Here is a 13,700-nt window from a genome sequence, read left to right as displayed (position 1 = left end):
CTACTCAAAAGAATTACATTCTTCATATCTAATACTGTTTAGTTTTCAAAGTCCATTTCACCGCCGGCTCATCGTGCCGACCTTTCCTATATTATCACGCATTAAACGAACTGTCAATATGATTTTTAGTTTTTTTCAACAGACCGCTTGCTGTGATTTTGTCCTGCGCTCCAGCAGGAATTATATATTATCATGAATTATTAGAGCTGTCAATATATTATTTATTGTTCTTTTTTCCATCTGTATTCACCAGATTGCATCAAATAATCACAACCAGCCGCGCTATTATTATTGGCCCGGATTATACTTTTAGATGCATGAAAAAGTATAAATTTTCCTTGCAAAATTGATTAAAAAAATAATGATAAAACTGACGATAAAACCAATGAACGTGTTATAATAATAATGAAAAAATCAAACAAGTATAAGCTGGGAGGTGAAAAGCGTTACCAAAACAATAATATTTGGCAACGAATTTACATGGCAAATATAAAAACAAATTTAAACGGTCTCGAGATCACACTGTTTTTTTGGAATTCAGTGATGGCAAAAGAAAAGGTGAATGAAAGCTTTTTGAACGATCTTTGTTCTATGAGAGAATTCTCATATATATATAATGAGGATTTTAACAGCGAATCTCTCAGAAGGGTGCTTAGCGCGCTGAATAACAAAGAACCTTTTTCCGGCAATAAGGCAGAAAGGAAGTACTATTCAAACAATCTGATGATACTGGAATACATAGATGAAGTTCAGCCTACTATTGATGCAATCAAAAGACTAAATCTGAACAAGCTCGGAGAAAGCGCTGAAGAAGATATGGAGATAATAATCGTACCGGCAACGGTTGGCAGCGTTCAAAAAATCGATAATATATTATTGGTAGACTTTTTTAGCCTGAAAAATACGGAAAATGGATTGGTTATCTCCGGTGAAAGCTTAGAAGCTGCTTTAAGAAATAAGATTTAGGGCAAGTTTGCAAAATAGCAAAAACACGGTTTTCTCACATCTGAAAACCGTGTTTTTCTATAAACTGAAACTTTCACCGCAGCAAAAGCCTTTTTTATTTTAGCATTCTTCATCTGGCACTATCTTGGCCAAGGCAACCACACTATCATTCTCTGCAAGCTTCATCAAAGTAACTCCCTGAGTGCTTCTGCCCATTACGGATATGCCATCGATAGCCATTCTTATTATAATGCCTTCGGCGCTTATCAGCATCACTTCGCAGTCATCCTTGACTACCTTTGCACCTACTAGATATCCCGTCTTTCCTGTGATATTAGAGGTTTTTATCCCCTTACCGCCGCGGCTTTGGACTCTATATTCGCTCAAAGGCGTTCTTTTGCCGAAGCCTTTTTCGCTTATTACCAGAAGCTCAGCATTCTCTTCCACTATATCTAATGCTATAACGCTATCATCGGGATTTAGGGTAACTCCCTTTACTCCCATAGCGCTTCGTCCCATATCCCTGACATCTGATTCGGGGAATCTGATGGACAGGCCATGCCTTGTTATAGCCATCAATTCCGATGTACCCCTTGTCAGCTTGACAGAGATGAGTTCATCCTCATCGCGCAATGTTATGGCATTGAGCCCTGTAACTCGCTGGGATGCATACTGCTTCAGCTCTGTTTTCTTTATGGTTCCCTTTTTTGTCATGAATATCAAATAGCCTTCGTCCTCAAAGCCTTTTATGGGAATTACGGCGCTCACCTTTTCATCTCCGTCAAGATGAAGCAGATTTACCAAAGCTGTTCCTTTTGCTTGTCTTCCGGCTTCAGGAATTTCATAAGTCTTAAGCCTATACATCCTGCCTTTGTTTGTAAAGAACAGCAGATAATTATGGGTTGAGGTAATAAACAAATGCTCAACGAAATCGTCTTCTCTCGTTTGAAGGGCTGTGATACCCCTGCCTCCTCTTCTCTGGCTCTTATAAGTATCCGCAGGAAGTCTCTTTATATAGCCATAGTGAGTCAAGGTAACGGCTACCTCCTGCTCATCTATCAGATCCTCTTCATTGAACTCTTCGGCGGACTGAGTTATTTTGCTCCTTCTCTTATCTCCATAGACCTTCTTTATTTCCAACAGCTCATTCTTAACTATATTTGATACCATAAGCTCGCTGGCCAGTATAGAATTGTAATATTCTATATCCTTTATGAGAGACAGGTATTCTTCTTCGATCTTGCCTCTTTCCAAGCCTGTAAGGCTCTTCAGCCTCATTTCCGCTATAGCAGTGGCTTGAGCATCGGATAAACCGAATCTTTCCATCATTCTCTCTTTGGCTTCAGGCACCGTTTTTGAGCTCCTCAAAATATTGATGATTTCATCGATATTATCTAGAGCAATCCTCAAGCCTTCCAATATATGAGCTCTTTCTTCCGCTTTTCTGAGATCATATTGGGTACGCCTTATTATTATTTCCTTCTGATGGGCAATGTAATGGTTTATCATGGTCTTTAAGTCCATTACCCTCGGCTGCCCTCTATCCAGAGCCAGCATTATTATGCTGAATGTATCCTGCAATTGGGTATGCTTATATAAAAGGTTCAAAACTACATTGGCATTGGCATCTCTCTTTAGCTCGATAACTATTCTCATGCCTTCTCTGTCGGATTCATCCCTCAGATCAGAAATGCCTTCAATCCTTTTATCCTTTACAAGGTCGGCAATCTTTTCAATAAGATTGGCCTTATTCACCTGATAAGGTATTTCATAAACCACAATCCTCTGACGATTGCTCGACATAGCTTCAATTTCAGCCTTAGCTCTGACTATAACCCTGCCTCTTCCTGTAGCATATGCCTTCTTTACTCCTTCTCTTCCCATTATCAAGCCGCCTGTAGGAAAATCAGGAGCTTTAATATGCTTCATCAACTCATCCAGTTCAATATCCGGATCATCTATACTTGCAATGACCCCGTCTATGACCTCGTTTAAGTTGTGGGGAGGGATTGATGTCGCCATACCAACTGCAATACCGTTGCTCCCATTGACCAATAAATTAGGAAATCTGGAAGGGAGTACAGAAGGCTCCTTTAAGCTTTCATCATAGTTTGGAATGAAATCTACGGTTTCTTTATTGATGTCCCTCATCATTTCCATAGAAATCTTGGCCATCCTCGCTTCTGTATAACGCATGGCAGCCGGGCTGTCTCCGTCAACAGAACCAAAGTTTCCGTGACCGTCAATAAGCATATATCTATGTGAAAAATCTTGTGCCATTCTTACCATAGTATCGTATACGGCCGCATCACCATGCGGATGGTATTTACCAAGCACTTCACCTACTGTGGTTGCAGACTTCCTATGAGGCTTATCCGGTGTAAATCCCAAATCATGCATTGCATATAGTATGCGTCTGTGTACGGGCTTAAGTCCGTCTCTTACATCCGGCAGTGCCCTTTGTACAATAACGCTCATGGCATAATCTATAAAGGATTTTTTCATCTCATCTTCTATGTTAATTTGCATAACATTTCCCTCTAAATTTTCCAATAACAACACCTCCTTCGTTTATAGAGAATAACATCGGCAGTTTTCCACCCAAATATAATTTAATTAAATATAAATATGGGAAATACCGATGGATTTAACAGCGTGCCTTTAACCCGTTGCTTTCAGGCACGATAGAATGGGACACTATAATTATAATTCTACGGCAGATTTTTGTCCAATTTTTTAATATTATTTCCAATTATCCATGATTATACAAGCTATAAGCCAAGATGTTCCTAACAACAAGCCGGCAAAAACATCGCTGGCATAATGAACTCCTAAATACAGCCTGCTGAATGCAATAATGATGGGAAAGATGATGAAAAAGCCTGTCATCAATCGCTTATATGGTCCATTATAATATTTGAATACCATATATGCCAGCATTGCATAAAATGTAAAACCAATAAAGGAATGGCCGCTGGGAAAGCTGTATTCTTTTTCTATTATTATCGCATACTCAGGCCTTGCTCTTTTGAATATATTTTTAATAAATATTTTGATGAAATTGGCTCCCAGAATATTTATTAAAAGTATAAATCCCGCCTTTAGCCTTTTCCCCCTGAACACCAGCAAACAGAAACAAAGCGCAACGGCAAAGGGTAAAAATGCAGAGGACGCAAAAAAGCTTACCCCATGCATAAAGCCTGTCATAAAAGCATTTCTCATCGGCATTATCCATCCGTTTACCGTTTGATCCATATGGGCCACAGTATCATTTCCTATCCCATAGGCCAAACCTGCTGCTAAAGCTAAAATAATAATTTCAGCAGCTATGGCATATTGAATCAGGCTTTTGAAAGGCCCTAAGCTATTATCCGAATTTCTAAATATAAAGATGTAGAACAATATTCCTATGATCAGAAAAATTACCGGGATATAGAGATATAATAAAAACTCATATCGTAGCTGTAAAAAGAAAAATTCGAAGGAAAAAGACATCAAAACAATGGATAGAATCAAAAATATAAACCCGCCATAGTTGTTTACAAGCTTTTTATAAACAGCTGCTGCATATTTGTTATTGCTGATGCCCCTGGAAAATAAACCTGATGATGCCATGTGTTTCCCATACTTTTTTTTCTTGATCAAATAATATATAAAGTATGCCAAAGCTCCGGCTGCTGCTATCCCTATGGTAAGCACATCAAAGTATTCGCTTATTATTCTCTGGGCCTGATCTCCCATCATATAGATTATTGCCCCTTCTGCGAAGAATCTGATTCCTCTCCCCAGGATGGAAGCGTTGACAAATACAGATTTCCTTATCTTGAATACTCCGGAAGCTATTGTGAAAAGCTTGTAAGGAATTGGGGTAAGGCCTGCTATAGCAACGGCCCATCCTCCATATCTGACAAAGTATTCTTCCACTTTCTTTATCTTCTCCTCGGCAAAGAATTTCAACAAGATAGGCCTTCCTGCCTTTGCACCGATATAGTAGCCGAATAATCCCCCTATAACCGAAGAAAAAGTTGTCAAAGCCGCATAAAATAACGCAAGCTCATGATTGATTATAGCCAATGGTATCAATATTAAATCCGGAGGTATAGGAAAAAATGAAGATTCGGCAAAGGACACTATAAAAAGCCCAAAACCTCCATATTGAACTATTATATCTACCATTGCCTTTACCCACTCGCTCATATGGCTCTCCTCAAAAATAAAGAATATAGGCAGCCATTAAATTACATTATTAATGACCACCTATATATTATACTCTAAACTCTGCTTTTTGTCTTATTGTTCAGTCAATCTCATTGTGCGCTTTATTAATATGCAGCGATTATTGCACCTTCATATTTTTCTTCAATAAATTTCTTTACTTCCGGACTGTTCAATGCATTGGACAATTCTTTCAAATCTTCTCTTCCTTCATCTCCGCCTCTTATAACAAGCGTATTGGCATAAGGTGAATTTCCGTCTTCTATCAGCAATGCATCCTTAACAGGGTTGAGATTTGCCGGAATGGCAAAGTTGGTATTGATTATGGCAGCATCTACATCTTCCAAGATCCTTGGCAGCTGTGCGGCCTCAATAGCCTGGAATTTAAGGTTTTTGGGGTTTTCTACCACATCATTCTCCGAAGAGCTTATGCTTCCTCCATCCTTTAGCTTGATGATTCCGTTTTCCTGAAGCAATAGCAAGGATCTGGCATTATTCGTAGCATCATCCGGGATTGCTATGGTGCTGCCGTCTTTTAATTCGGCTATACTATTTATTTTTTTAGAATATAATCCTAAAGGCTCCACATGAACCTTAGCTGCAGATACAAGGTTTAAACCTCTTTCTTTATTGAAATTATCCAAATAAGGCTGGTGCTGGAAGAAGTTTGCATCCAATTCTTTGTCTGCAAGTGCTGTATTTGGTTGAACATAATCATTAAAAACGATCACTTCAAGCTTTATGCCTTTCTTTTCTAATAAAGGCTTAACCACTTCCAATATCTCTGCATGGGGGATTGGGGTAGCTCCTACCTTCAGCACCGTTTCCTTCTCATTTTCTGCGGCTGCCGGTGCAGCCTCTTCCTTGGGTGCGCATCCAATGGTAAAGGATGCTAGTAATGATAATGCTAAAACTAGTGGTAATATTTTTTTCATATCTATAAAACATTCCTTTCATTTTTTATTTAATTCTTATTTGTCTTTCAACTGGCCAGGTTGAAAAACAGTGAAATATATATCAATTATCGATAATTATTTTTTTATACATTGCATCACGTTGGTAAAAAAATCCTCCAGTGTTTCTTCGTGAAAAGTTCCGTGCCTTTCAGTGGTTTCCGTCTCCTCTTTTGTCGCATTATTTATATTTTGTAAATCTATTTCAGTAACTTATTATATATCCTGCTCCCAATGCCCTGTATTATCTGAACCACTAAGATCAATACTATGACAGTCCCTATCATGACATCTTTTTGGAATCCCTGATACCCGAATCGTATGGCTAAATTTCCAAGGCCCCCGCCTCCTATGGCACCTGCCATAGCCGAATAGCCTATGAGATTTATTACTGTCAAGGTTATGCCTGATGCTATGGAAGGCAATGCTTCCGGTATCATCACCCTGAAAACTATCTGCTTTACATCGGCACCCATTGATTGAGCTGCTTCTATGATTCCGGGGCTTATCTCCTTTATTGCATTTTCAATGAGCCTGGCTACAAAGGGTATGGCTGCTATGGTCAATGGCACTATGGCTGCAGTTGTGCCTATCCTTTTTCCCACGATGAGCTTTGTCAGCGGAAAGACCGCAATCATCAGTATTATGAAGGGGAAGGATCTTGCTATGTTTATTACCCCGTTCAAAGCTTTATTCAAGCCCTTTCTTTCCCAAATATTGCCTTCCTCCGATATTGCTGTTATGATGCCCAGAGGCATTCCGAAAACAACCGAAAACAATGTGGATGCAAACACCATATATAGGGTTTCATAAAGAGGCTTGGGCATTAAAAGCATTATTTTTTTTATTGTTTCAATTAGAACTTCCATTATATTTCAACTCCTCTACTATGATGCCTTCATCCTTTAAGTATCCTATGGCAGCCTCTATTTTTTCATCTGTTCCCCTAAGGCCTACTACCAAATTTCCATAGGTTCTTCCTTGTATGCTGTTCATCTGCCCTGCCAGGATGTTTGCCTCAATATCGAAATTCTTTATGATTTTATATATCAACGGCTCTTTTGCCTTGTGGTCTAAAAATGTAATCCTCACAACCTCAGTATTTTCAGGATCATCTATTATATTTCTGTCAATGTTTAAGGATACGTCCTTTATAAAGCTCTTTGTGATAGGATGAGACGGCTTTGAAAATACATCATAGGTATTCCCCTGCTCCACTATACTTCCATCTGAAATCACAGCTACTTTATTGCATACCTCCTTTATGACCTCCATCTGATGGGTTATCATCACAATTGTTATTCCCAGCGTCTCATTTATGCTTTTCAGCAGCTTGAGTATGGAAGATGTGGTATTTGGGTCCAGGGCAGAAGTAGCTTCATCGCAAAGAAGTATTTTAGGGTTGGTAGCCAAAGCTCTGGCTATTGCTACCCTTTGCTTTTGTCCCCCGCTGAGCTGGCTGGGATAAGAGAGCTTTTTATCCTTTAGATCTACAATATCCAATAGCTCATCTACCCGTTTCTCCATTTCTCGTTTATCATATTTCATTATTTTTAACGGAAAGGCTATATTTTCTCTGCAATTCTTCCTGCTCAAAAGATTAAAATGCTGAAATATCATTCCTATATTTCTTCTCATATCCCTGAGCTCGCCGTCATTCAGCTTAACGATATCCTTATCCTCAATGAAAACACTGCCTTTCGTAGGTTCTTCAAGCCTGTTTATGCATCTGATGAGAGTTGATTTTCCTGCTCCGCTTAAGCCTATTATGCCGAAAATATCACCCTTCTCAATCCTGAGGTTAATGTTTTTGAGAGCTTCCGTATTTCCTTCCTTGCCTGTATATGTTTTGTAAAGGCCTTTTATATCGATCATCTTAGTACCCCCTCCGGTGTTAAAAACAAATAAAAAATCCCTCAATGATAAAAGAGGGATCACACCTCTCTTATCTCTCAGCTTTACGCTGCTGGAATTGACACCGATGCATTCGAATGAGAATGCCGGTTGTCGGGCTTCATCGGGCCAGTCCCTCCACCTCTCTTGATAAGAGCATAATATTAAATTTTATACAATAAAAAAACTCTTCTGAAAAACAGAAGAGGATAATTCCTTTCTATCTTTCAGCTTATGCTGCTGGAATTGACACCGATGCAATCAAATGAGAATGCCGGTTGTCGGGCTTCACAGGGCCAGTCCCTCCACCTCTCTTGATAGAATAAATATTCATTTATATAATAGTATAATACGCCCTCTTAACTATGTCAACTATTTTTTTATGCCAGCATCAAACGATCGCTGATGATATCTGACGATTCCTTTTGGCTGAATAAAGCTAAAAGCTTTTCTGCAGTGAGGGACTCTTTATCTTTATCTCTTATATCCAAAACAATTTTACCTCTGTGCATCATTATAAGCCTGTTCCCCATGCTTATGGCCTGCTTGAGATTATGGGTGACCATAAGTGTGGTTATTTTGCATTCCTTCACTATTTTATCTGTAAGCCCTGCAATGATCTCAGAGGTTTTGGGGTCCAAAGCGGCCATATGCTCATCCAGCAGCAAAAGGCAAGGATTTGATATGGCTGCCATCAGAAGGGCCATAGCCTGCCTTTGCCCCCCGGATAGGAGCCCTACCTTTACATCAAGCTTATCCTCCAATCCTAAGAACAATTTTGAGAGGGAATCTTTGATGTCCGATATTTTATTCTTTTCAATACCCCATGAAAAGCCGTATCTATTATTTTTATTCCATGCCATGGACATGTTCTCCAGTACGGTCATAGAAGGCGAGGTTCCCATCTTAGGATCCTGAAACACTCTGCCTATCAGCCTGCTGATTTTATATTCAGGGGTTTTGGAGATCTCTTTTTCATTGAGCAGAATCGAGCCTTCATCGCTTTGTATGCATCCTGAGATAATGTTTAATAAAGTGGATTTTCCTGCTCCATTGCTGCCTATGATCGTTATAAAGTCTCCATCTTTGATTTCCAGGGATAGTCCTTGAAAAAGCTTATTTTCATTGACCGTATCCCTATTAAAGGTTTTATGCAGATTTTGTATCAGTAACAGCTTTTACACCCCCAGAAAGTAGATTTCTCCCAAACTTAACCTTCAAACCGCCGTTATAAACCGCAAGGGCAGCTATTACTATAACAGAGGTTATAAGCTTTAAATCCGTGGGAGGCAAGCCGGCCTTCAAGGCTATGGCTATACTGCCCTTGTAAAGCAGTGATCCGAAAAGAGCGCAGGCTGTACCAGATATTATAGGTAATGCTTTTAATATGGTTTCTCCCATTATGATAGAAGCCAGGCCCATAACTATTATTCCGCTCCCCATTCCTACATCGGAAAACCTCTGGTATTGAGCCATGACAGAGCCTGCCAGAGCCACCAATCCGTTTGAAAGCATTATGCCCATTATTTTGATAATTCCTATATCTACGCCTAATGATGTGACCATGGTATGATTATCACCGGTAGCCTTCAATATAAACCCAAACTTTGTCTTGAACATCAAATCAAGAAGCAGCTTTACGATCAAGGCCAATATCATTATCACAAATACGGGAGGAATTTCTCCCGAGAAAATAGTTTTTGCATTGAAAAAAGGAGTATTAGCCTTTCCCATGATCCTCAGATTTATAGAATATAAGCCTATCATCACCAATATGCCCGAGAGCAGATTTGTTATCTTAAACTTAACATTCAGCACTCCTGTAACAAATCCCGCAGCCATGCCTGCACATATTGAAAGCATACAAGCCAGAATGGGATTGGCTCCTTTTACCAAAAGCATCGCCGTGACAGAGGCACCCAGCGGAAAAGTGCCTTCAACCGACAGATCTGGAAAATCCAAAATTTTATAAGTTATATAAACCCCAAGGGACATGATAGAAAATAAAAGTCCCTGCTCCAATACCCCTATCCAGAAATTGTTCAATTGGCTGCACCGCCTTTTATGATTTCAGCCTTGTCTATTATTTCCTGGGGTATGGAAATATTTAATTTCTTTGCAGCATCAGAGTTTATTGTAAGAGCTGTATCTTTTTCATATAGAGTCTCTATCGGCATATCCTCAGTCTTAGCACCGCTCAATACTTCAAAAGCCATAAGCCCCGTCTGGAAGCCGAGCTTGTAGTAATCTATTCCTTCTGTGGCAAGAGCACCGCCTTCCACATGGGCTCTTTCCGAACCTATTACTGGTATATTATTCTCAGTGCATTTCTGGGATATTATAGCCATGGATGAAGCCACCATATTATCTGTAGGCACGTATAGAACGTCTATCTTGCCCTTCAGCGAGTCAACAGCCTGAGGTACTTCATTGGTGCTGGTAATTCCGCTTGCTATTATTTCCAAGCCGTATTCACCGGCTATTTTCTTTGCCATTTGAACCTGTATTTCTGAATTTCTTTCACTGGTATTATATAAAATACCTACCTTTTCAGCGTCAGGTATAAGCTTTTTAAGAAGCTCAAATTGCTTGCCCATAGGTGCAGCATCGCTTGTGCCTGTGACATTTGTTTCTGATCTGTCCAGAGATTTTGCAAGACCTGCATCTACAGGATCCGTAACAGCAGTTATGAGTATTGGTATATCCTTTGTGGCATTATAAGCTGCCTGGGCTGTAGGGGTTGCTATTGCAAATATCATATCTTTTTTGCTGCTTGCAAAATTTTGTGCGATAGTCTGAGCCGTAGGAATATCACCCTGGGCATTCTGGAAATCTACCTTGAGGTTCTCACCATCTTTTAAGCCTTTTGAAGCCAATGCATCGATAAAGCCTTGGCGAGCGGAATCCAAAGCCGGATGTTCGACTATTTGCGTTATTCCTATTTCTATGGGTTTGTTTGTCTGGGCTGTGGTCCTGGAAGCTTCATCGCCTGCCGGTGCTTCTGCATTGCTGCATCCGGAAAATAATGAAATGATCAATAAAAGAACCACAAAAAGAACTGATAATTTTTGTTTTACTACCATACTACCATCCTCCAAATATATATTTAGTTTTTCTTCAAATCCATCAGGCAAGTCATAATATAGCATATTTATACTTCCTGTGGATCAAAAAAACTGACCATGATAGGCCAGCCTTTTCTGCAATACCACGCTGTAAACTACCATTCTACCAAACTACAATTTCAATAAATATAAATAAGATTGTATTATATAGAAAGTGAAATGTCAATAAAAAAAATAATATTGGAATATTTTAAATATCCCAATATTATTTAAAATCCGGGACAGCCCGGTGGGCTAACCCTATAACCACATCGTTGAGATGGAGCACGCCCATGCTCATGAATATACATATGCTCAAATGTTCACCGGATCTGGCTATGCCGATTTTCCCGCCTATATTGTATCCGTTGGCTTTCATGGCTATCTGCATCAAAGCTTCCTTGGTTGCACCTATGACGGCACCGTCATGAACATGGCAATCCTTTGTTATGCCGCTCCTTTTAGAAGCTACAACAGCTCTTTCAATTATTTTGGGTATTGAGGAATTAAAATCTCCCCCGATATCCACTGCCGCAGCAAGTATGTTCTTATTTTTCAGATCCTTTATCATCAATTCTTCCGAGGCTCTGGATGATATAGCCAAGTTTATCGCAGCCTTGGCAACATCAAAACTGTCAAAAGGCATGCTCGCACCCCCGTCATATATCTAAATTTCTGACATACTTTGCATTTTGTTCTATAAACTCTTTTCTTGGTTCTACCTTATCGCCCATAAGAATAGTAAATATCTCGTCTGCAGCTACCGCATCCTCCAAGGATACCTGAAACATTGTCCTTGTCTCAGGGTTCATGGTAGTATCCCAAAGCTGTGTAGGGTCCATCTCACCAAGGCCCTTATATCTTTGTATACTTATATTTTCTCTTCCAACTTCTTTAAGAATTTTTTCCAAATCCTTATCATTGTAGGCGTAATAGTCCTTTGCTTTTCCTTTGCCTGATTTTCTGACTCTATAAAGAGGAGGCTGAGCTATATAAACATTTCCAGATTCAACCAGAGGCCTCATATATCTATAGAAGAAGGTGAGCAGCAATGTCCTTATGTGAGCGCCGTCCACGTCAGCATCCGTCATAAGGATTATTCTTCCGTATCTCATCTTTTCTATATTGAAATCATCACTTATTCCTGCACCAAAGGCTGTGATCATGGCTCTTATCATTTCACTTGATAATATCTTATCTAATCTGGCCTTTTCAACATTGAGTATCTTACCTCTGAGAGGCAGTATTGCCTGAAATCTTCTGTCCCTGCCCTGCTTTGCAGAACCGCCTGCTGAATCTCCCTCGACAATATATATTTCGCATAGTGAGGGATCCTTCTCTGAGCAATCTGCAAGCTTTCCGGGCAAAGTAGTGCTCTCCAGAGCCGACTTTCTCCTTGTCAGCTCCCTGGCTTTTCTGGCAGCTTCTCTTGCCCTGGATGCAGTAACCGCCTTTTCTATGATGGTCTTTGCCGTAGAAGGATTTTCCTCCAGAAAGGTTTCCAATCCTTCGAATATGATGTTATCGACTATGGCTCTCACTTCAGGATTTCCAAGCTTTGTCTTGGTCTGGCCCTCAAACTGGGGATCAGAAATTTTTATGCTTAAAACGGCGGTTAAGCCTTCCCTTGCATCTTCTCCCTGAAGGTTTGAATCATTTTCCTTTATTATTTTATATTTTCTGGCATAATCATTGATCGCTTTTGTTACCGCATTTCTGAAGCCTATTGCATGTGTACCGCCTTCTATGGTGTTTATGTTATTGGCAAAGCTGAAGATATTTTCATTGTAGCTGTCATTATACTGAATCGATGCCTCAACGATGATATCATCCTTGCTGGATGCAATATACAAGGGTTCAGGATGCAATACCTCTTTATTTTTGTTCAAGAATTGTACGAAGGACACTATCCCGCCCTCATATTGATATACCTTTTCTGTATCTGTCCTTTCATCTTTGAGGGTGATCTTGACTCCCTTATTCAAAAATGCCATTTCTCTGAGCCTGTGCTCCAATATTTCAAAGTTGTATTCAAGCTCATCAAAAACCTGATCATCGGGCTTGAAGGTTATCTTTGTACCTGTGTCTTTTGAATCGCCTATCACCTTTAATTCGGTCACAGGGTTTCCTCTTTCGAATCTTTGATAAAATATTTTTCCTTCTCTTTTTACTTCTACCTCAAGATATTCCGAAAGAGCATTTACAACGGATACACCTACTCCATGCAAACCGCCTGATACTTTATATCCGCCGCCTCCGAATTTGCTTCCCGCGTGAAGCACTGTCAAAGCAACCTCTACTGCAGGCTTGTTTAGCTTTGGATGCATTCCTACGGGAAAACCTCTTCCGTCATCTATATTCGTCACTGAATTATCCTTATGGATTATTACTTCAATATTTTTACAAACACCGACCAAAGCTTCATCTATGCTATTGTCCACTACTTCCCAGACAAGATGATGAAGTCCCTTGGAACCGGTGCTGCCTATATACATTCCCGGTCTTTTTCTTACTGCTTCAAGACCTTCCAGTACTTGTATCTGTTCAGCCTCATATTGCTGATTTTGCTTTTTTTCCGCCATAAAAACTC

The 13,700-nt window shown here is 39.8% G+C and carries 11 protein-coding genes and 2 riboswitches; of the genes, 1 reads left to right on the top strand and 10 read right to left on the bottom strand.

Features of this window, described 5'->3' with window-relative positions:
* Nucleotides 1-405 precede the first annotated feature (405 nt).
* Nucleotides 406-966 (top strand): TDE2712 family protein, encoded by a 561-nt coding sequence (locus LJD61_RS19475; RefSeq protein WP_456298961.1) that lies wholly within the window; start codon nucleotides 406-408, stop codon nucleotides 964-966.
* Between the two features lie 99 nt (nucleotides 967-1,065).
* Here the strand turns inward: LJD61_RS19475 and gyrA are convergent, their stop codons facing one another.
* The 10 genes from gyrA to gyrB form a co-directional block, all read right to left on the bottom strand.
* Nucleotides 1,066-3,474, bottom strand: a complete 2,409-nt coding sequence (gyrA, locus tag LJD61_RS19470; RefSeq protein WP_255229259.1) for a DNA gyrase subunit A — start codon at nucleotides 3,472-3,474, stop codon at nucleotides 1,066-1,068.
* Between the two features lie 213 nt (nucleotides 3,475-3,687).
* Nucleotides 3,688-5,142: a phosphatase PAP2 family protein gene (locus LJD61_RS19465; RefSeq protein ID WP_255229253.1), complete on the bottom strand. Its 1,455-nt coding sequence runs from the start codon at nucleotides 5,140-5,142 to the stop codon at nucleotides 3,688-3,690.
* Between the two features lie 125 nt (nucleotides 5,143-5,267).
* The gene (locus LJD61_RS19460; RefSeq protein ID WP_255229252.1) at nucleotides 5,268-6,095 is read right to left on the bottom strand and encodes a MetQ/NlpA family ABC transporter substrate-binding protein; all 828 of its coding nucleotides are present in this window, start codon (nucleotides 6,093-6,095) and stop codon (nucleotides 5,268-5,270) included.
* Between the two features lie 218 nt (nucleotides 6,096-6,313).
* A complete protein-coding gene (locus LJD61_RS19455; RefSeq protein WP_255229251.1) occupies nucleotides 6,314-6,982 on the bottom strand; it encodes a methionine ABC transporter permease in 669 nt (222 codons plus the stop codon).
* The gene (locus LJD61_RS19450) at nucleotides 6,966-7,988 is read right to left on the bottom strand and encodes a methionine ABC transporter ATP-binding protein (RefSeq protein ID WP_255229250.1); all 1,023 of its coding nucleotides are present in this window, start codon (nucleotides 7,986-7,988) and stop codon (nucleotides 6,966-6,968) included. Before LJD61_RS19450 ends, LJD61_RS19455 begins: the two co-directional genes overlap by 17 nt.
* Before the next feature lie 67 nt (nucleotides 7,989-8,055).
* A riboswitch (SAM riboswitch) is annotated at nucleotides 8,056-8,163 on the bottom strand.
* Nucleotides 8,164-8,223: 60 nt separating this feature from the next.
* Nucleotides 8,224-8,330: riboswitch (SAM riboswitch) on the bottom strand.
* A gap of 56 nt (nucleotides 8,331-8,386) precedes the next feature.
* On the bottom strand, nucleotides 8,387-9,181 hold the full coding sequence (locus LJD61_RS19445; protein WP_255229258.1) for an ABC transporter ATP-binding protein: 795 nt from the start codon (nucleotides 9,179-9,181) through the stop codon (nucleotides 8,387-8,389).
* Nucleotides 9,156-10,052 (bottom strand): ABC transporter permease, encoded by an 897-nt coding sequence (locus LJD61_RS19440; RefSeq protein WP_255229249.1) that lies wholly within the window; start codon nucleotides 10,050-10,052, stop codon nucleotides 9,156-9,158. The genes LJD61_RS19445 and LJD61_RS19440 overlap by 26 nt, the downstream gene beginning before the upstream one ends.
* Nucleotides 10,049-11,089 (bottom strand): ABC transporter substrate-binding protein, encoded by a 1,041-nt coding sequence (locus LJD61_RS19435; protein WP_255229257.1) that lies wholly within the window; start codon nucleotides 11,087-11,089, stop codon nucleotides 10,049-10,051. The genes LJD61_RS19440 and LJD61_RS19435 overlap by 4 nt, the downstream gene beginning before the upstream one ends.
* 247 nt (nucleotides 11,090-11,336) lie before the next feature.
* Nucleotides 11,337-11,756, bottom strand: a complete 420-nt coding sequence (locus LJD61_RS19430; protein WP_255229248.1) for a HutP family protein — start codon at nucleotides 11,754-11,756, stop codon at nucleotides 11,337-11,339.
* A 13-nt stretch (nucleotides 11,757-11,769) separates the two neighbouring features.
* Nucleotides 11,770-13,692 carry a DNA topoisomerase (ATP-hydrolyzing) subunit B gene (gene gyrB / locus LJD61_RS19425; RefSeq protein ID WP_255229247.1) on the bottom strand — a complete coding sequence of 641 codons (1,923 nt, stop codon included), beginning with the start codon at nucleotides 13,690-13,692 and terminating at the stop codon, nucleotides 11,770-11,772.
* Between the last annotated feature and the right edge of the window lie 8 nt (nucleotides 13,693-13,700).

Source organism: Lutispora saccharofermentans (genome assembly GCF_024363565.1).
GTDB classification, from domain to species: Bacteria; Bacillota; Clostridia; order Lutisporales; family Lutisporaceae; genus Lutispora; species Lutispora saccharofermentans.
The sequence above is the reverse complement of the archived record's forward strand: the minus strand, read 5'-3'. Positions and strand labels throughout refer to the sequence as shown.